This is a genomic window from Culturomica massiliensis (assembly GCF_900091655.1).
GTDB lineage: Bacteria > Bacteroidota > Bacteroidia > Bacteroidales > Marinifilaceae > Culturomica > Culturomica massiliensis.
On sequence record NZ_LT594621.1, the window covers coordinates 3,255,276 to 3,276,457 of the forward strand.

The 21,182-nt window shown below is 41.7% G+C and carries 11 protein-coding genes; 2 read left to right on the top strand and 9 right to left on the bottom strand.

Annotated features, from left to right (window positions below; all coding sequences use genetic code 11):
- Positions 1-425: 425 nt before the first annotated feature.
- From BN8908_RS14615 to BN8908_RS14625, 3 genes are read right to left on the bottom strand one after another with little or no spacing between them, the layout of a single operon-like run.
- Positions 426-2,228, bottom strand: a complete 1,803-nt coding sequence (locus tag BN8908_RS14615) for a DUF3857 domain-containing protein (protein ID WP_068691402.1) — start codon at positions 2,226-2,228, stop codon at positions 426-428.
- Positions 2,229-2,279: 51 nt separating this feature from the next.
- Positions 2,280-4,235 (bottom strand): DUF3857 domain-containing transglutaminase family protein, encoded by a 1,956-nt coding sequence (locus tag BN8908_RS14620; RefSeq protein WP_068691404.1) that lies wholly within the window; start codon positions 4,233-4,235, stop codon positions 2,280-2,282.
- Positions 4,236-4,242: 7 nt separating this feature from the next.
- Positions 4,243-7,251, bottom strand: a complete 3,009-nt coding sequence (locus BN8908_RS14625; RefSeq protein WP_068691405.1) for a glycoside hydrolase domain-containing protein — start codon at positions 7,249-7,251, stop codon at positions 4,243-4,245.
- Positions 7,252-7,908: 657 nt separating this feature from the next.
- Here BN8908_RS14625 and BN8908_RS14630 point away from each other — a divergent pair.
- Entirely contained in the window at positions 7,909-8,478 is a 570-nt protein-coding gene (locus BN8908_RS14630; RefSeq protein WP_082989279.1) for a hypothetical protein, read from the top strand.
- 119 nt (positions 8,479-8,597) lie between these two features.
- On the opposite strand, the gene BN8908_RS14635 is transcribed toward BN8908_RS14630, so the two are convergent.
- The 6 genes from BN8908_RS14635 to BN8908_RS14655 form a co-directional block, all read right to left on the bottom strand.
- Positions 8,598-10,250 (bottom strand): S41 family peptidase, encoded by a 1,653-nt coding sequence (locus BN8908_RS14635; RefSeq protein WP_082989280.1) that lies wholly within the window; start codon positions 10,248-10,250, stop codon positions 8,598-8,600.
- A gap of 159 nt (positions 10,251-10,409) precedes the next feature.
- Positions 10,410-10,652: a membrane protein insertion efficiency factor YidD gene (gene yidD, locus BN8908_RS18280; RefSeq protein ID WP_118774012.1), complete on the bottom strand. Its 243-nt coding sequence runs from the start codon at positions 10,650-10,652 to the stop codon at positions 10,410-10,412.
- A complete protein-coding gene (gene rnpA / locus BN8908_RS14640) occupies positions 10,645-11,034 on the bottom strand; it encodes a ribonuclease P protein component (protein WP_021987743.1) in 390 nt (129 codons plus the stop codon). Before rnpA ends, yidD begins: the two co-directional genes overlap by 8 nt.
- A gap of 35 nt (positions 11,035-11,069) precedes the next feature.
- Positions 11,070-11,831 carry a uroporphyrinogen-III synthase gene (locus tag BN8908_RS14645; RefSeq protein ID WP_021987744.1) on the bottom strand — a complete coding sequence of 254 codons (762 nt, stop codon included), beginning with the start codon at positions 11,829-11,831 and terminating at the stop codon, positions 11,070-11,072.
- Between the two features lie 34 nt (positions 11,832-11,865).
- Positions 11,866-12,627, bottom strand: coding sequence for a DUF4271 domain-containing protein (locus BN8908_RS14650; RefSeq protein WP_068691409.1), 762 nt, complete (start codon positions 12,625-12,627; stop codon positions 11,866-11,868).
- Positions 12,593-13,660, bottom strand: coding sequence for a PorP/SprF family type IX secretion system membrane protein (locus BN8908_RS14655; RefSeq protein WP_021987746.1), 1,068 nt, complete (start codon positions 13,658-13,660; stop codon positions 12,593-12,595). Before BN8908_RS14655 ends, BN8908_RS14650 begins: the two co-directional genes overlap by 35 nt.
- Positions 13,661-13,786: 126 nt before the next feature.
- Here BN8908_RS14655 and BN8908_RS14660 point away from each other — a divergent pair, with 126 nt between their 5' ends.
- Entirely contained in the window at positions 13,787-21,169 is a 7,383-nt protein-coding gene (locus BN8908_RS14660; protein WP_068691411.1) for a PKD domain-containing protein, read from the top strand.
- Positions 21,170-21,182 lie beyond the last annotated feature (13 nt).

Sequence of the window (21,182 nt, forward strand, 5' to 3'; positions counted from 1 at the left end):
TCCTTCAAATTTCAGCCGGGAAAGGCTCTGTATTCTTCTTTTCAATGGTGGTAAGGTATCTTGCTACTTAAATTTTTCATTCGATGGGTTCAACCTGTAATACAGGCGTTCGGTTTGTGAGGCTGATAAAGGGCTTTTGCGGAGTGTGGGAAAAATCTTGAATTCAAATATAAGTATTGTATTTTATAAGATAGGGTGAATGGTATAACTGTTTGTAAATCAATTTTTTAATTTAAAAGATCGGGCGATTTTCAGCATTTTGAATGAAACGAATTATATTACAGATGGATAAGATATTATATATGATGTTTTTCTTTAATTATAAAAATCAATACCCCACAGCCTTTTGGAATTCAGATATCCGCAAGATCTGTGGGGTATTGATTAGGCATGGAATCTGAATTCCATGCCGTATTTTATCCGATTTATTTATTTATATCGTTTTTCTTAAAGATTAATTTTTGTCCCAGCGGATTTTGCCATTCTGTCAATAATGCTCTGAAATCTCCATATTCTGCCGGAGTGATTGTATTTTTGGACAGTTGGATTTCTTTATGAACCTGAATTGTGTTATTGATTTGACGGATTCGGATATTTACAGATCCGATTTTGTTTTGTTTTTTGATTTCTACAGGATTGCTTTTAAATTCGATCCCGGGTTCAATAGAAAGGAGATAATCATAAGTTTCTGTGATTAGGTATGGAATTTCCAATGTCGATTTTCTGTCGGTGTTGAGCCGGGACATTTCCCAACTTTTTATGCCTTGTTCCGTTTCCGGTAGATTGTATACGATGTATCCGTCCTGAGATACCAAAGGTGAGTTGGCTTTAAAGCTCAAACGATAGTTGACCGCCGATTCGGAACTGATTTGTGATTCCGTTGTTTGACCGAATGGCTCTGAAAAAGCTTTTATATGCTTTTCCAGGCTGTTTTTTGATGCCATAGGCAGGAGACCGCCCTGGATGTCTATAATACCTTTAGCAGTCGTTTCTGTGGGTTTTAAAATGATATCTGCCTGACAGCGGATTTGCCCTTCGCTTTGTATTACCGTCAAGGGCCGTATACCGGAATCCGACAATAGCCAGATTTCGTCTTTACCACCTCTTAATTCCAATGATTCTGCCGGTTGATACATAGCAGAAAGGAATAGAGGATGTTTGTCGGCATTGACTTTTATTTTAAGTTCTTGTATGGTATTGATTCCTTTGGACTTGTTTTTTAAATTCCCGGGATAAACGGCTACCGGCTCGGGTGTGAGCCCGTTGGCTTTCAGCAGGGCTGCAAATAATGCCGTTTTCTCTGCTTTTGTACCGTAGGAAGTTTGGAGTACTTCATCCGGAGTACGTAAAGTATAGGCTGTGTTTTCCAACGACAGGTCAATTGTATTTACCTGATTGACCATATAGTTTTGAATGCAAAATACTTTTTCTCTTTCATTTTCTGCTTTTTCAGCCAATTTTTGGGCAAAGGCCGTGTTTTCGGGAGATAATACCGGTTGGATTTTACTCTTTAATATCTCCAGGGCTTCTTTACAGGATTTATTTCCGGAGGCGATAAATCTCGGTTTATTTTCCCGGTTGACCGGTTGAAAAGCTTCCTGAGATGCAGCGGGAATATTTTTGAATGTCCAGCGATATTGCTTGATACCGTTTTGGGTTGTTATTTTCGGTTTTGCCGATAGATTGCACAAAGTGTAGTTTAATTCCTGATCGGCGGGAATATTGAGAATGACGGTATATTCTTTTATCGGACATGCTTCCTGTAAGATTTCATCTATATCAATACAGTTATAGGATACTGGTTTGCTGAATAGCGTATAATCCAAATAAATAGTCGCTCCTATTTCAAGTCCTGTATGGGTTATAACCATCTCTTTCAAATGATTATAGTATGGAGCTCCGCTTGCGGCACGGGGAAGTACTTCATTAAATGCATTTTGAGGTGTTTTTACAATGTTTCCTCCGGCTTGCTTCGTATAGGATTCGTTGATTTTCAATTCCTGAAAAGCCGGATTGTATACGACGAATGTCTCTCCATATAAATTATTGAATGCAATATGAGAATTGATTTTCAATATTTTACTGTAATGTAATTCAAGGCTTCCGTCGAGTTTATATGTATATTCCTTCAACAATTTTGTAAATTCAGCTTCCGGAAGTGCTTTGCTGACTGTGGATATGGAAAGAATACAAATAATCAGTAATATAGTATATTTTATTTTTTTCATCACATTATATTATTAATTGTAATCCATTTATTTTAAGTATAATCTATATACTTATTTTATTTTTTCTAAAATCAACTCTTTTCCGTATGATTTATGCGTATTGACAGCTGTTCTGAAACCGTCCCAATCTTCTGCTTCATAAACTCTTTTCTTGAGTTTCAGGTTGTTATTTAATAAGATAGAATTATTTTCCTGTTTTAAATAGCCTGAAAAATCGGCTGCGGGACTTGTGAAATGGTCTTCTTTTTTATTTTGAATCATTCTGTATCCTTCCGGCAGGTTTATTTTTTCATTCAGTAGGATTTGCCGGGAGCAGGCATCTTTAAAACCGTATTTGCGTTCTTCCAATTGGGTATTGATACGCAAGTAAGAACGTACACTGTTGTATAAATTATTCAGAGCCATAGGTTTGAATATCAGAATGTCTTTTCCGGTTATTGCATAGTTGGGAATTGAAAATTTCATTTTGATTTTGATCGGGGCAGCCGTATAATTTTTGGGGTCTTTGCCGTAATCCACACTCAGTAAGGAGGCACGGGGAGAAACATTCAGCAATTCTTTTTCGAGGTAGTTTTTCCATTCGCTCATAAATCTTCCGGTAAATATCCGGCGTATACTTCCGTCGGATTGTCCCTCGGCTTCCACTGTAAATTCTCCGGTCAGAGTCCCTTTACTGTCCAGATTTGACGTAATATTTAATTTGAAATAATGGTTTTCGGGATCGGACACCGGCGTAATCAGTAAATCGGAGCCTTCCGGCAAACCGGGCAGGTAATTTTGCTGTTGTTCCGCACTGGACCATAATTCTCTTAAAAATGGTACCCATGTGGGGTCCAGCGGCATATATGTCCCGTTTGAAAGTTTTACTACGGCTACACTGTGGTTGAAATGGTCTGCCGGGATGGATTCTACCCGGGAGCCTGCCATTGTCATGGCCGGATAAGCTTCAAATCCGGCCATGCGCAGCATGGAAATGAGCAATGCGGCTTTGTCTTTACATACGCCGCAGCGGTCAGTGAAATTCATTTGTGTATTGTGTAATGTATAGCCTTCCCCTTTGCCCATAGAAATACCCGAATAACGCATATTATCGGCGACCCAATGGGTCAGAACGGCAATTTTTTCCATTTCAGAACGGCAATTTTTAATCAATGTATTTACTTTTGCTTGTGCTTCCGGGGTAGCTTCGAAACTCCCGTAGTCTTCATTGACTTTATAGAACCATCGCGATTTGGCTTTCCAATCGGCTGTTGTTGACATCATTAATTTCGGAGCGACGTCGTAAAGGTCCAGCATGTTGGGCTCTTTAGGGAAAGGCAGTATGTTGTCGGAAACGAAGGTGAAAATTTTACGGTCTCCTTCGATTCTGGCGGAAGAAGTGCATTTCCCCTGGTAAAATTCGTATTGCATTTCCTTTTCCTGGGGAATACTTACTCTATAGACTTTGTGTATTGCCGGTTGATTGCTCCAGAAAGGGACGATGTCGTAGAATTGTCCGCGCATCGGCGGAATAAATCGTTCTTCGTCGTCATTTGCAGCTAAAAGAGCGTAAGTGAAACCTTTTTTGGATATTTCATAATCGATGATATCTCCGCAATCCAAACGTCCCGGTTCAATCATAATTTGTCTGGCTCCCCAATAAATAGCCCTTGCCGGAGCCGCATAATCATATGATTTTGCCGGATCCAGTTCGATGACCCGTCCATCGGGCTTGTATATCTTTACGCTTTTAAATTCTGCATAAGCGGTGAGGGGATCGTAGTCATAGCGTATGATCCGGTTTTTCAGAGCCCCTGCCGGTGTTTGAATTTTAATGACTTGCCGGATGGCAAACGAGCCTGAACCGTTTTCCGTAACATTTACACCGGTGCTGTCCAGCAAATAAATGTAGTCGTACTTTTCCAGGTTTTTTTGTTTCTTACTTTGATTGTCATAAGGTTTCCAATCTTGTCCGTGTAATCCGGAAAAGAAGAACAATGTGAGAATGAGAATGGATAGGTAATGCATATCGGTTTTATTTGTTGTTATTTGTTTCAAGTATCAGTAAATAGCCTTTGCCTTCGGGAATCTGTATCGGTTTGTTCGGATCAAAATCGGCTGCCGGCTGAAATTGGGGAATTTCAGGGGCATACAGTTTTGTCGTTTGGGCATTCAGACCTAATTTTTTCCAGTCGATATCCAGTTTTACTTCACAGTCTTTCTTTGCCCAGCTTGCAATTGCGATCATGGCTTTCCCGTCTTTTATGTATGTGGTTGCTAAAATATCTTTTTTATTTGTTTTTACCGGATTTGAAGAAACCCAATAACCCACCATGCGGCTTCCTTTTATGCCGAAATTATCCCATGCTTTCCAGATGTGCCGGGCAATCTCGCATCCTTCCCAATGGAGGCGGGACGTCATGCCGTATATCATTCCTCTCCACGGATTTCCGCAGTCCTGTAGCATTTCACCCATCATTCCGAAAGGTATGCCGGAGACTTCTGTAAGCCAGTAGTCCGGTCCGGCGTTATAGTCGAAGTATTCACCCAGCCACAGGCGGTCGAGGTAGGGCATATGTTCCATGTATAAGCAGGCACTGTTGATATAGCCGTCTTTTTCATTGAATTGGTTTGCAGAATGTAAATCGATACGGGGTTCAGGACAACCGGCATCCAGAATTTTGCGGATGCGTTTCATCGTGGTCCGGTCGAAAGCCAGGTCATCGATATACAAGCCGTCTATTCCTACGTTTTTAACGAGCCAGTTTAAGCCTTCTACATAGAAATTATGCCAGCGGGATACACCCGAGTTAACAATGGCAGCGTCTTTGTATTTCTCGACAAACCAGGCAGCGATATAGTCCTCTCCCAAATGTTCCTGTAACCAGGAATAGCCGTTGCCCGGACCTGCAGAGAATATTTCATGGCCTAATGAGCGCAGGGCCCAGATTTCCGGCGCCCGGTTTGTTAATTCCCGTACGGTGTAATATATTTTCACTTTACATCCTTTCCCGTGTGCTTCGTCTATATATGCTTTCATATAATCCGGGCGGAAAAACGGATAATTGATGTGAGGGTTAATGGCTGTCCCGTGATGGATATTGATCGTATTAGCGCCTTCGTTTACAACACGACTGATCGGCTCGTAACTATGTAAATACCGGTCATGCCATTGTTTTTCCGTGTCGATCGGTTTAAACGGGGTTACGGAAGTCAGGAAGATAAACGTTATTTCTTCTCCCTTTTTTAAAGTGCGGTTGCCGCTATAGGTCTGGACCAGCATTTCTTTTCCTTTACGTACAAATTTAATACCGCCTTTTCCTCGATTATTCCAACATTCCGGAATAATCAGCGGTTTGGAATGGTAAAAATTCGTATTTAATGGGCGGATGTAATTTTCATCCCGGAATACACAATGTAATCCTGCATTCGTTGTCCCGATCCAGAAACCTTCCTGGTTTTTCCGGACATCCCATTTCCATTCGTACCGGTTGGGAACGACTGATCCGATATGTCCCATGCCGAGCCAGTATTCTGCAATTTGAGCATTCATCGGAATTTCAAGCCGGATATCGTTCAATGCGGTCGTTTCTTCGGCTTTGAGGGTTATTTTATATTCCATGAATCCATCGAATTCCATATTCGCCTCGCATTTTATCCCGATATTTCCGGCCTTATTGAGAGATTCCCAGCTTGTTTTCCCTTGTTCTTTTTGAACGAAACGGAATGATTTGTTTTGCCACGGAATGATTTTACGGTTTTGTTCCAGGATAAAACGAAAAGGGGCTTGAAGTATAGGTGTCGCTTTCGAACCGATTGCCGTCATTTCTTCCGTGTAGTAGCTGGATATTGCCTCCGGAAGGCCGTATTCGTTTAATTTTACGGAACGTCCTAAGCAACGTATGGTGCGCTCGTTGACGGATAAAGGAATAAAAGGGCGCACGATATCGTTATTGCAGGCCAGTTCCGAATTCAGCCAGCGCAGACGCGATAAACGGTTGATATCGCTGTCGCCGTGGTCGGTTAAAATACGGTCTGAAATCCGGATATTGATATTTACGGATTGTGATTCGGTCCCAACTGCTGAAACGGTAATTTTTCCCTTGTAGACTCCGGGTTTTATACCTGTAGGTATTTGTAACCCGATCCACAGCGGACGCACTTCATTTTCCGGTATCCGGTAACTGATGTCCATAGGTCTTTGTAACCAATCCGTTCCGGAGGTATTAAAGCAAGTAAACGCAGATGCGGGGATATTGTTGCCATTGCCTTGTAAAGAAGTAAATTCGACCTTTACGTTTTCCATATTTTTATGCAAGGCCCATATGCCCAATTGAAAAACGAAGTATTCGTTTTGATCGGCTTCTGCCCAGAATGATTCCCGGGCTCCTTGTATTGTCCAGCGGAAAGGTATTTGTTTGTACATTTTTATCGGATGTTGCCGGTCTTCCGGAAATATCAGGTAATTTTTATCCGGATAGTTTTGAAGCAGTTTTTCTTTTTCTGCTTCAGTAGCGACAATTTCCATGGGATAAAAACTGTTGAATGTCCCTCGGGATTGAAACTGTATCAGTTTTGTTTCCGGGATAGCCTGTTTGCTTTCGATGGCTTTTTGTGCCTTAGCAACCCAGGCTGATGCCGCCCGGTTTATTTCCCGGGGATAATTTACCCGGGGATAAGGTCCCCCGGAAGAGTGGTAAGGCATGTAGTAAATGTAATATTCTCCGGGAACAGTCTGCGGTTGGAATAAAATCGTACCGCATTCGGAATTGATATTTTCCCTGTAAAAGTTATCGATTTTTTTGCCTGTATTTGCATCCACAATGATCATGCCTTTTTTCTCCGGTTCCGAATCTCTTCTTCTCCAAGGGAGAACTGCCCGTGCGATATCCGTTTTTTCATTTATCCGTACGATAATCCGGTGATTACCCAAGGAATCCGGTTCCCAGAATGCACTGCCGTAATAGGCTTCTTCGGGGTGGTATTCTTGTGCAATTAGCTGTATACTACTGCATAGAACAAATAGAAGAACAAATCTTTTCATATGTTGAAGGATTAAATTACTCTGAATTTACGAATTTCAACATTCATTTGCATAAAAGCAAATATTAATTGAATTTATTCATTTATAAGTTTTTTCAGGTAGATTTCAATTGGAAATTTGCAATTGAAAGTACTATATAATTCAGCATTGTTACAGAAGTTCTGTTGATTGTAGGCCCCAATTCGGATCAGAGATTTTCATTTCTATTTTCATGGTAAATTCTGTTATGCCATGGTTGCAGGTATTTGATTACTTACAATTGATTATGGAATTTAAATATGGATGTTTGTATGATTAATATGTTGATATTTAGTATGTTGAAATATAAATTAATCGTTCCATTTCATTAGTTGTAAGAATTAAAAAACATTCAAATCAAAAAAATCAGTAAAGTTTAGTGTATGAACAAGTTATATATGTAAAATTATATATAAATTTGTTGCAAATCAGAATCAGGATATCAAAATGAAATGAACGATTTATTTGGTATATAAAATCGCCGTGAAATATTTTATATAATTTATCATATCCTATTCAATTTGTAAATATCAGGTAAATACAGTTTTTCCCGGTTGAAAATATTTCTGATACCGGTCAAGGTATGGAACGGTGTCGGGAATAGAGAATTATTTAATATCGATTAAAAAATAGTAAGTTATGAAACATAGGTGTTATTTATTCGGAGTCTTTGTCCTTTTGATTTTTGGTTGTAATAGTCAAAAGCAGACGGTGAAACCGACTCTCGCAACGGACGGGAGTGAGGTTACCGGACCTTGTTCCGGTCCCGAATATGTATCCGATTCCGATTATTTTCGTGTATCTGCGTTGGCATTAGGGGGAGATGAAGAAATTGTCCGTCAGAAAACAATTACATCTGCCCGTGTTATATTGGCTGCTGATATTCAGGCTATAGTAAAAGCTGTTTCCGCTCGTTATTTCTCTTCCTATGAAATCGGTGTGCGGCAAGAGGATGAAGGACGTTTTTGGGCTCTGAGTTATGAAGTTGTTCATCGGATATTGAATAAAATGGATGTGATTTGTGAAAAAATAGTCAGAGGACCGGGAGAACGCTATCAAATTCATGTAGCGATAGAATTGAACCGTATGGAGGTTTTAAAAGCTTTGAAAGACAATATCGCAGATGATCGTAAATTACGGCTAAACTTTAAATATGAGGAATTTGAAAAAATATTCGATGAAGAAATGAAAAAGACGATTCGACCGTGATTCTTATGTTTTTTCTGCAAGTATGGCTATTGATATATTTTTCGGGGGGAGCGAAGGTGTTTGTTATTTATTAAAAAAAATGCGGAGAAACCGATGTTCTCCGCATTTGATTTAACTGATTACCTATTGGATAGGATTTTTTTATAATTTTCGCTGTCGGTAAGGATTTCAATTGCTTTCTTGACTTCCGGGTCACGCGATACTTTGTACTCGATAACACCTTCCATGTAATAATATCTTTGCATGAATTGTTCCGCCAGGAAAGAAGTTATTTCATCTTTGAAAATCTGCATGTCTCTGTCAATGGAATGCGTAAAATCCTGTTGCAAGCTGTCCAGTTGGGATTTCGCCATATCGTAGAATTTCTCCGCTTTAGCCGTTTTGATCAGTTTTTCCAATATTTGTTGGGATTCTGTTTCGTATGAGAAATTTTTCTCTTTCAGGTAATTGATAAACTGGTTGTAAATGTCATCCGTAATTACAAAGTTTTGGATAGGAGCTATAGCCGGATTTTTGATGGCATAAGAATTTACAAAATCAAAACAAATGTCCCGGAGTACTAACTCCTGTGTAATCCGGGCAAATTCTTTGGGCTCGATTTTTACATCCGGTGTTATTCCACCTCCGTCATATACCTTACGTCCTGCTTTTGTGGCATATTCTGTGATAAGGGAATCGGGAACTTTTCCGACACTGCCGTCCGGATTACGGTGGGAATAATCCAGTGCCTGGATACATCTGCCGCTCGGAATATAATATTTGGCCGTCGTTATTTTTACTTTTGTATTATAAGCCAGATCTCTCACTGTCTGTACGAGTCCTTTGCCGAAAGAGCGTTCGCCCACGAGAACGGCTCTGTCATAATCTTGCAGTGCCCCTGATACGATTTCTGCAGCAGATGCCGAACCTCTGTCGATCAGAACAACCAGCGGCATATCCGGTACAATGGGATTTTTGGCCGCGATATACTCTTTGTCCCATTGTTTGACTTTGCCTCGGGTATCTACGATTTTGGAATCTTTCGGGAGGAAAAAATTGCAGATTTCAACGGCTTGATCCAATAAACCTCCGCTATTGCCTCTCAAATCGAAAATCAAGGATTCGGCACCTTGGTTTTTCAGTTCGATAATGGCTTTGCGAACGTCCGCAGCGGCTTTGTCCGTGAAACTGTTCAGGTAAATATAACCGATTTTGTGATCGGTCATACCGTAGTACGGTACACTCGGAAGCTGTATTTTTTCGCGTATTGCCTTTTTCTCTAACGGTTTTGCGTCTCCTTCCCTGCGGATTTTTATAACAATTTCTTTACCCGGTTGTCCTTTCAGTATCTCACTGACATCGGCCGTCGTTTTTCCTTTTATGGAATTTCCGTCGATGGCGAGAATGATATCTCCCGGAAGGAGTCCTGCCTTATCCGCCGGAGAATTTTTATACGGTTCCCGGATAATGACGTTTTCTCCTTTCTGGCTGATGATGGAACCGATACCTGCATATTCTCCCGTCGTCATCAATTTGACATCCTCCATTTGGGATTCGGGATAATATACCGTATACGGATCCAGAGATTTAAGCATCGAGTTTATACTTTCCGTTACCAGGTCTCCGGGATTGGTTTCATCGACGTAGAACATATTGACGTCCCTGAAAAGGGTTGCGTAAATATTCAATTGTTTGCTAATTTCAAAGTTCCGGTCATCGCTTTTTAAGGAAATGATTCCCAGCGATAGCAAGATAAGTCCGAAAGTTACAATTAGAAATTTTCTCGTTTTCATTATTTTTATATTAATGCATATTTACAGATTGACAATCCGTTGTGGATTAATGTATGTTCAGTTAATCAAGCGAAGATACAGTTTTCACCGGAAAATAGAAAATAATCGCGTTATGAATCCTCTGAATTAGATGTTTTAAAGAAGTTTTTTATTTTTCTGTCAGGGGACAGGGTCATAACCGCTTCCTCCCCACGGATGACACGAAAGTATTCTTTTCAACGCCAGCCATAAGCCTTTTATCGGACCGTGTTTGCGTAAAGCTTCAATGGCATATTGGGAGCAGGTAGGGGTGTAGCGGCAGGTCGGTGGTTTTAGCGGAGAAATGCAATGTTGATAGAAACGAATGGGTATCAACAATAAATATATGACAAAATGCCTGATATATTTATAAATTTCATTCATGGCAGGAAGCATTGTCGAAATGCTGTGTGATTTTTTGCAATGAATTCCGGATCGCTTTTTCAATTTTTGTATATTTCCATTCCGTATGGTCCAGGTAAATAAAAAGAATATCCAGCGTAGGAAAAAGCCGGTTTTCGAAAGCGGAGGTTTTATGCAGACGATAGGCCTCCCGGGTCAGTCGTTTCAGCCGGTTTCTTTTGACAGCCCGTTTGAATTTCTTTTTACTGATACTGATGGCTATGCGTGCCGGAATTTCTCCCGGTTGAGAGGATTTTTTAGCGATTACCCGGAAAGGATAACTTACAAAACTGAAATCTGAAGTCAATAATTCTTCAAACAGAATTTTATTGCATAAACGTTCAGATTTGCAGAATGTATTCATAGAAATAAAAGGAGGCCGGGTTTATCCGGCTTCCTTTATTTTATTTTGTTTTCCTTGTTGTATTTCTTGATGAACTCTTCTATTGCCATTGTCATAGAAGGGCATTTGATGGTAGGGGCCTGAATATCGAGACGCAAGCCTGCTGCTTCAACAGCTTCTGCCGTTGCCGGACCGAATGCTGCAATAATCGTCGTATCCTGCACGAAATCCGGAAAATTTTGAAACAAAGAATTAATTCCGGCCGGAGTGTAGAATGCAACAATGTCGTATTCTTTGAGATCTTTAATATCACTTAAATCACTTGCGACCGTTTTGTATAAAATTGCTTTTGTGTATTTCAGGTGCAACTGATCGAGAAGTCCCGGAATATTTTCTTTATGAATATCAGAGAGAGGGACCAGGAAATTTTCTGTCTTGTGTTTCAACAGAATTTTGGTCATATCATCTACTTTTTTATCCCCGTAGAAGATTTTCCGTTTCCGGTAAACAATGTATTTTTGTAAATAAAATGCTGTGGCTTCTGATATACAAAAGTATTTCATCGTATCTGGAACCGTGATACGTAATTCTCCGCAAATTCTGAAAAAGTGATCGATTGCGGTCCGGCTTGTGAATATAATGGCTGTATGGTCCAGAATATTGATTTTTTCCTGTCTGAACTCTTTAGCTGTTACTCCTTCGATTTTTATAAAAGGCCTGAATTCCAGTTTCAGGTTGTATTTTTCTGCTAAATCAAAATAAGGAGATTTTTCAGTGGTCGGTTTAGGTTGTGAAACGAGTACTTTTTTGATCTTCAAAGCTGTAAGTTTTAAATATTAATACTCACTTGTGTTAATACGCCAATAACTTATACAGGATAAGCACAGGTATAACTTCAAGGGCACAAAGGTACAAAATCATATAGAAAATTGAAACCCTGTAGACAAATAATATTTCGACCCACCGGATAAATTTAACAAGATAAAACAATGCTAAACAGATTGTAATGATTTTTAATAATAAGGGGATAGCAAAAATTTTGACGAAAAAGAGTGCAATAATGAACGGCGAGATCAAAAAACCCGCCCATATGTGATACACCCATAAATTGACAATGACTTCTTCTCCTGCATAATGTGCATTGAATGTCCAGGAAATAAATCGTACGATGCAGAGTATGCCGATGTGGTAAAAAAGCAGTATACCGAAAATATAGAAGGCATACTCGAAATCGACTTCCTGATTTATGATGTATGTGACTCCGATTGCTATTGCTGAAAAAGACAATACCAATGCCAGTATATAATAAACCAAATTAGGTATAATGCCGTCATTCAGAATGATTTCGTATTTCTTTTTTTTCAATATGACCTGAAATAGTAAGGAAAGCAACCCTTTTCCGCGGATTCGCAAAAAAGCGAAAACGATCAGAAACAGAATGGTATAAATCAAACATCCCGTTGTGTGGCGGGTATTGTTTAACGGGATGATGGGGTTGTAAGATTTCAGAGGGATATATTCTACCGAGTCTTTTTTTTCCTGAATGATCTGACAGGGATTTGCCTCTGCAAATGCAGGGTCAGAATGAATATATGTTGTATCTGTATTTCGCATTAAACCTGTATACGACATTTATACTGATTTCATGTGACCCTTCCGTATTCTTTGTCAGGTTTCCCAAGGACATATCGTAGGTGTAGGCCAAACGATATTGAAAGTTCTTCTTTTCGGAATTCAATTTTACTCCGAATTTGAAAATCAGAGCTTTATAGTTTTCATCCGAGTTGTTTAACAATTGGGAACTATACCATATTCCCGCAAATAACGGGTCGGTTGTCAGGTCACTTCCGACGACAAAATTATTGAAAGAAGAGGAAGATAACAACTTATCGCCCTGATTTTCGAATATTAATCCCGGACAAAGATACAAATAGCTTTTTTTATCGAGGCTGCGTAAGGAAGTACGAAGGAATCCGTTCCATTGGAAACTGACTTTTATGGGGAGTTTATAATCGTCTTCAATGAAATTGTCTTTTGGGCGGGTGAAGTGGCTTACGGAAAATCCGATGTAATTGGTCATGAATTCCTGGTAGTGGCGTTGCCAGGGGATACAAACCAGGGCTCCTGTACTGAAATCCCAGTAATTTTGCTTTTTTTCTATGCCTTGTAAATCCGGTTGAGGAAATATATTTCCATATATTTCGTGTAACTGTCCGGAAAAGATGTATTTGTTGAAATTCAGTTTTTCATGGTTATAACTTCCGCGAATTCCCAATTGGAAAAAGATATTTTTTTCTTTGTTGAAATAGCCTCTCCAGGAGTATGAAAGTCCTGCCGATGTCGATTTTATAAATCCTCCGCCTTCATCCCCGGAAATAAATGTCAGACCGAAACCATAGTTGTTGTATGTTTTCAGATCGGCGGAAAAGAAAACGGTAGAAAAGTTCCCGTCAAATTTCGGCCAAAGTTTCCGGTAAGTCAGCAAGCTGTTTAATTCCCCTTCATGCAATCCGACATAAGCCGGATTGTAATATGTCCGGTTTTCCCAAAATTGGGAGAAATTATAATCTTGTGCCAGGAGAGAAAATCCTGACCCAAAAAAGAAAATACAGAAGCATATTATTTTGTTTTCCCAGGTCCCTTTCATGCCATACAACCTAAATTGCTGCAATGATAGAAAAAAAACAGCAATATTTAATATTTTTTTAGAATAATATGTACTTTTACCCTACTTTATATTGGGTAAGGTATATGTATGTATAAAAATGTAATAATGAAAAGGGGACTTTTCTGTGTGCTCTGTGTGTTTGTATGCTTGAATTTTGCCTGGGGGCAACGTGTGGCTGAAGAAGTATGGACGGATACGATCGGTTATCAGCAATGGCAGGCCCGGTGGAGTGAGAAAGACGACACCGTTTGGTTCGTCAATTACCATTATTGGGAAGGGGTTACGACACAGCATGAGTTAGTGTTTAAATTTTTACAGGCAGATATGCCGTTGGGTTACGACCAGTTGGAGATAGATTGGGGAGACGCTACTTCTTCCGGAATACTTGTTTTTAACGGGGACGATCTGCAAGTGGAGCATACGTATGGTCGTGCCGGAATTTTCGATTTGAAAGTGACGTTGACTTCTTCATTGGCCTATCCTCCGCTTACTTTTTACCAGAAAGAATTTAATCAGGATTTACAGAAATGTGAGGTTGAGGTATTGAACAGGGAGCCGAAGAATCGTTGTATGGAGTATGAGCAGGATACGTTTTGGATAAAGCTGAAAGGTACGGAGGCAAATCCTCCGCATACAAAGTATACACTGACTTGCAATATTTCTTCCGAATTGGTAAGTGCGGCTGCAGCTAGAAAAGATACCCTGTTTGTTGCCGATACGACGAATATGCCCGATGTCTGGATGCTGATTATGAGAAAGCCTGTAGGGCAGTATGATTTATCGGTGGGGTTCCGCATGGTTTGTTCGGATCAGTTTTCCGCTTATTTCTTGTTTAACAATACAGATTTTACCCCTTTGTATATATACGACAAACCCAAATTGTCGGAAATTTTTAATTACGATTACGAGGCCGAGGAGCCGATAAGGATTTGTACGGGAAACGAGGCGTTTGTATGTGATAAGATATACAATAACATGTATATGGACTGGCAGGGCTTTCCTTCTTATATGGTCGGGGCGCAGATGAAGTTTACCTTTTACAGGGCGGAAGAACCGGTAAATCCGGTGTGGGAAGAGATTCCGGTCACCCACGATAAGACGGTCGTCGATTCTGCAAGATTGATTTTTAATGCTCCGGGATATTATAAAATAAAAATTATTGCGGAGAATTTTTGCGGCCGGGATACTTTAGAAACGGATTCTGTATTTGAAAGTATGCAAAAACGGCCGATCGAAGTGTATGAAAATGGGCTGGACCTGCCTTTGGCCTGTGTAACGGATCAGCTTTGTATAAAAGACAATCCGGTAATTACTTTGTCGGACCCCGCCCGGCGAATAAAATTTGAAAGATGGCCGGAATATAAGATTGAAGTTACCCGGTCCGGGACAGACGATGTGTCCGAACCGGTGGGTTATGAACTGGTTTCGCAACAGATGTTTAAAGCAGACGCTGAGGTGAGCTATCCGGAAGCTTGTGATTCGTCTAAAGTGAATCTGAAGATCAGAGAAGCCGGGGTTTTTGAAATCAAATTTACCCGGGAGCATAACGTGTGCGGGACTTCACAGGACGTATTTACGGTTTGTCAGGGAGGTATCCCGACTTTGGCCGGAGGTGCCCTGGTCGATAGTCTGATCAGTTCTTACGATATTGTGTTCCGCGGAGGACGTGCATCCCGTTGTGATACGTTCAGTTATGTTTTACAGGATTTTCAGGCAGCTATCGATTCCAATAATTTGTCGGTCGATTCTATTGCTTTTGTGTTTAAGAAAGGACTCGGGCCTTTGGATACGATGATTTTTCGGGAGGGCGATTTACAGATTTACCGTTTTGACAGTGTGACGGAAAATCTCAATTATATCGAAGTAAAAGCCCGGAATTATTGTGGTTGGAGCGATAGTCAGTCTCTCGGTTTTTATACGTTTATCAAGCCGGATGTCCGGTTGTTGCGCAACGGACTGGAGGATAACGATACGCTTTGTTCCGGAACAGATTATGAATATAAATTAGCCGGAACCATTCCGGAGTCTTATTATATCGAGACGATTTATACGAGGTTGAATCAGGATTTCAGACCAATAGACCGGCCTGTAGAAGAAACACAGGAGCATTTGTCATGGACCCGTCGCTGGGATTTTGTGGGTATTGCGGAAGAAAAGATTATACTTCGGCACGGCCTGTCTCCCGACGGTTGCATGCAGATATTGATAGATACTGTCTATATCGGCTTGTCTCCCGATGGCTTTAAATTTGCCGATAGTCTTCGCTATTGTGATCGTCAGACGGAAGTAACGGTGTCAGATTTGTTCAGTGAGGCCGCTACCGGTTATCGTTGGGCCGAATGGCAATGGCGGCAGTCGGATCCGGATTGGCAGAAAGCGTCGGCTTTACCGTCTGCCCTGACTTTTACTCCCGGAATGAACGATACGTTGTATGTGAAGTTGAGTCTGTCGAAAGGGTGTTATATAAGAGATTCGTTGATTTTTATTCCGAAGGCGGAACCTGTTTTCTCCGTTTTAAAAGAGCGGGATACATTTTGTGTGATCGGTACGGGAAACTATCCTGTGTGGGATCCGCTTGCTATGACTTTTCCGGCAGAACCCGGGGTGAAAGTGGATTTAAAGGTCGGCTCGGCGAATGCGGATGCGTCTTCCTTCCTTCTGGATAAAAAAGATATTCCGAGCGATTATCAGTTGGTGGTGACGACGGATTTCCCGGATTCCTTAAAAATGACGTATCGGGCTTATCATTCGGAAACGGATGTGGAGAATAGCTGTGTACTGGAACTTTCCCGTAAGCTTATATTACAGAAGCCCTATTTGCGTATTATGAAAACAGATACCCTGGATGATACTGCTCCCGGTAGGTATGATTTTACCCGAATGGATGGTTATATCGATTCGAAATATGTGGATGAGGCTACTTTTGTATGGAGTAAACGGGCTGATTTGACAGGGCATTTTGACGGAAACAGTTTTGTTTTGTCCGGAGAGGACCTGAAGGCAGATTCTTTGGTATTTTATCTGGAAGCTCAAGTCAGTTCCTCTTATTGCGGAGGTGAGATATTGAGAGACTCTCTGATTGTTTATAGTTCTTTACCGAAAATATACGGGGGAAAATGGGCTGTTTGTGACGATTCTCCCTGCCCTTTATGGGGGAAAGCATACGGCTATTTTATCGAGGAGACGAATCTGAAATGGAAGTTGTTGAATACCGGGGAGGGCTGGGGACGTATCGAGCCGGACCGGGGATTTGGTGTGGTTTATACGCCGGAACCGGGGAAAAGAGTCGGGAGCGGAGATACGGTAAAAATTGAACTGGATTATGCCGACGGTATGTTGAAAGATACGGTTTATCTGAAGATAAATGCGGCTTTGACATGGGCGCTCAATAGAGATACTTTAATTGCAAAGGAGCGTCAGATCAATGTCAACCGGATCGCTCCGGATTTCTTTACCTGTGATAATTATCAGCGGTTGGTCATTGAAAAAACCGGATTGAGTAACGATGCTTTTGTCGAAAGGGATTCCATCCTCAATTTCGGTATGTGGGATTTGGATTTCGGACGTAATTTTCAGGTAAAGACCAGAATTAAGATGATCGGTTTACCCGGTTGTCCGGATGCATATTCGGGAAATATAGAGATGATCGATCTGGTAAACGTACAGCCTCATGCCAGAACGATGATGAATCTTTGTGCGGGAGATTCGGTTGAAACGACCTCAATGTTCAATTATGAAGTCGCCGATCGCTATACCGTTTTTGAATGGGAAAAAGAAGGTGTTGACGGTAGTTTTAACGGGGATTCATCTTATTATTATGTTTCCGGTAACGGAGGCGATCATCGCTTGAAAATCGTTACCCGTAAAACTTGTACTTTTTACGACGGTACGGTTGCCGGTGCCGATTTCAGAAAAGAGAGTCTGGTTTCCGATTATTTCAAGACCTATCATAACCCGGGCCTTTCGATAGAGCGGAAACAGGATACATTATGCCCGGCAGAAGTGCAGGTTGAAAATATTATTGACCATTGGGGAGTTCGTTTGCAACGACCGGAATACATGACGGGGCATTTGTATTTTAACGACCGGAATTTATTGCCGTCTCAGATTTATCATTTCAATAAAAATGCGGGAGAGTCGGATACTGTCCTTGTTTCCGTGGATTTAGGCGCTTGCCGGTATATGGATTGGCAGGTAAAAGATACGGTTGTGTTGTATAAGCAAAGACAAATGATTACCGGTGAATTTGCAATTCCCGGACTTTGCGGAGAACGTTGGACCGATATCGACCGGCATACATTGAATTTGGTCGATTATTCCGGTTTGGAATGGAGCGCTGTCGGTGCAGATATTTCGATTGTAGACGGTAATCTTATGCCTCGTATTCAGGGGAAAGAAGATTTTGTTTCCGGTAGTGTAACCCTTACGGTAAAAGCTTCCGAGGGATGTCCTGAAGAAGTGTTGACCAGAGCATTTACCAGGACAGTTTTGCCTGAAATCGCTTTGGCAGATCAGGTGTTATGTCCTGAAGCCGGCATGGAAATAACGATTCCTGTTGCTTTTTTGAAAATGCGGGAAAATATCGATCGTATCGACTGGAAAATTTTCGGAACTGCAACTCCTTTTCTGACGACGGATAAAGAGACTGAAAGTATCGTTTATACTTTGACGGCTGCCGATGTAAGCCGGAATGACTTTGGTATTGTTGCAGAAGTATATGCCCCCGGTGTTTGTGCGGACGAGCCTACCGGTGATTCTGTAAACATTTCTTTCAGAGAGGTTCCGGAAATTGATATTTTGGAGTCTGTGCCTTTTGTATGTCAGGGAGATTCTGTGAGACTGGAACAGATAGCTGTGGGTACCGATAGTGAAGTGGTTTCCTGGCATGTCGTTTCGGGGGATGGCCGGTTGACAGATGAGTATTATCTTCCCGGAGAGGGAAACGGAGAGGTGCGTTTGCAGATTGTTGCCGGTGCTAAGTATGGCTGTCATATCACCAGGACGGAGGAGGTTGTTGTTCAAATCCGTCCGGCTCCGGTGCCGGGATTATTTACGGTTTCCGAACCGCGGTGTCCCGGTATGGAATTGGTATTTTCAACGGATGTGCCTGCCGGAAATTATGTCTGGGATTTTGCTGACGGTTCTTTGCCGGAAAGCGGAGCAATGCTTACCCATCGTTATGAAAAAGCCGGTATTTATCCGGTGATGCTGACTTCTCATTATGCTAACGGATGCGTTCGCTCCAGGAGGGAAAATGTGGTTGTGGGGGCTTTGCTGAAAGCCGGCTTGAATATTGTGCCCGAAACGGAAGATTGCCGTCAGATTGTTCGTTATGTTGAAAATACGACGGAAGGGGTTTGGACTTATGCAAAGATCAATTGGGGGGATTCGGATGAATGGCAGAATATAGAGGAAGGGAATCCTGAAATTATCGGACATCGTTTTACCAATGATTCGACGGTGGTATTGACTTATCCGATCCGGTTGATTGTCGGGAATGCCTGTCAGGAAGACACGGCATATACCGATTTGAAAGTATATCCTTTACAGGTTAAAGCCCGGATAGGAATCAGTGATGATCCGGCCTATGCTAAATGTTTCGGACAAAATTGGGGATTCTTGAACCGTTCGTTCGGGTTTGGAAATGCCCGGTATGAGGCTTTGTGGACGTTGGAGCCGGGTGTGGCTTATCAATCGAATTCCATTTCGGATTCGCTGGTGGAGCATCGGTTTACAAAGCCGGGAGAATATAAAATAACGTTAACGGTAAAAGATAAATGTAATTCGGATTCAATATCCCAGGTAATTACGGTTTTGGGAAATGATAAACTGGATTTCAGCATTCCCGGAGATGTATTGTGTTCCGACAGGGAGACTGCATTGAGTGTAAAACCGGAGTGGCGGGAGCATTTTTCAGGATTCCGTTGGGATTTTGGGGATGGTAGTCCGATTATTACGAACAAGGATTCCGTTGTTCATGTGTTTAAAAATGCCGGCTCGTATCGGGTGACATTAAAAGCGAATGCTTTATCGGAAGGATATTGTCCGGTAGAAAAAGTAAGTTCTGTCGTGATCCATAAAACGCCTGGGGCTGGAATTCGTGTGGAACCGGCTGCCCGGGGATGTGCCCCGGATACGGTTCGTTTTATCCGGGTGTTTCAGGGAGAAGAAACAAACGATCCTGCCGAACAGGTATATTGGGATTTCCGTAACGGAGTCACCGCTGCAAGTAATGATGTGGATGGGGTTGTGTTTGAATTGCCGGGAGAATATAAGGTATTGCTGAAGGTTACTTCCGGCGCGGGATGTGTGGGTTCGGATTCTGTATCGGTAATGACATTGGAAACGCCGGTTGCCGGATTTATTGTATCCGATACGTTGTTCTGTACGGATGACGGTGTGATTCAAATTGGTTTGGATAACCGTACCCCGGAACCGGAAAAGAATTCTTTCGAGTGGTCCTATAACGGCACTTTGTTTTCAAGATTGTTTCAGCCGGAAATATTGACACCTGCTCCTGAATTCGGGAAAATACAGATAAAATTGACGGCTTATAACAATGCGACCCGTTGTCCGGATGTCTTTGTCAAAGATGTCGTATCTTCCCGTCTGGTAAAAGCCGATTTCAGTGTTACGCCTCATGAAATCTGTGATGCAACTCCGGTACATTTTGAAAGTACGTCTTTGTACGGAGAAGGCGCAAGATGGGATATGGGAGATGGAAATATCATGACAGAAAGCAGTTTTGACTATCTTTATGAAGGTGAGGGAGTATATACGATAAGGATTGTAGCTAATAATGCGGAAGGTTGTGTATCTGAAAAAACGGAGACCGTAACGGTTTATCCTTTGCCGACTGTTGATTTTTCCTGGGATAAGGATAATTCTGTGCCGGGAGATATTCCCGGAAATACGGAATTGCCTGAAATAGATAACGGAGGGGTCCGGTTTACGAATTTATCGGATGTTTTCCCGAAAACATGGGGCGATTCATTGCGTTATGTCTGGGATTTCGGAGATAATTCGGCTGTTGTGACACAGGAATCCCCGTATCATCGTTTCCGGAATAACGGGGTGTATGAGGTGGTGTTGAAAGGGATTACTCAATATGGTTGCGTGGATAGTGTTTCGGATCGGATTTCCGTATCGGCCGTAAAAGGATTGTTTATTCCGACGGCATTTGCACCGGGGATGCCCGACGACAATATGGGAGAAGGCGGAGATTACAGGGGAATAGCCCGTTTTCAGCCTAAGGGTGTCGGATTGCATACCTATAAGATTCAGATATACGATGCCTGGGGTGGATGTGTATGGAGTTCCGATAAAGTGGAAAACGGCCATCCGGCCGAATACTGGGACGGAACCTTTAACGGTGCTCCTGTCCCGAAGGGAAATTACACCTGGAAGGTGAGTGCAACCTTTATTGACGGTTCCGTCTGGAATAATGACGGAGGTAAGACGGAAGGCAGTGTGATGCTTATCCGGTAGAAGAAAAGGGAAA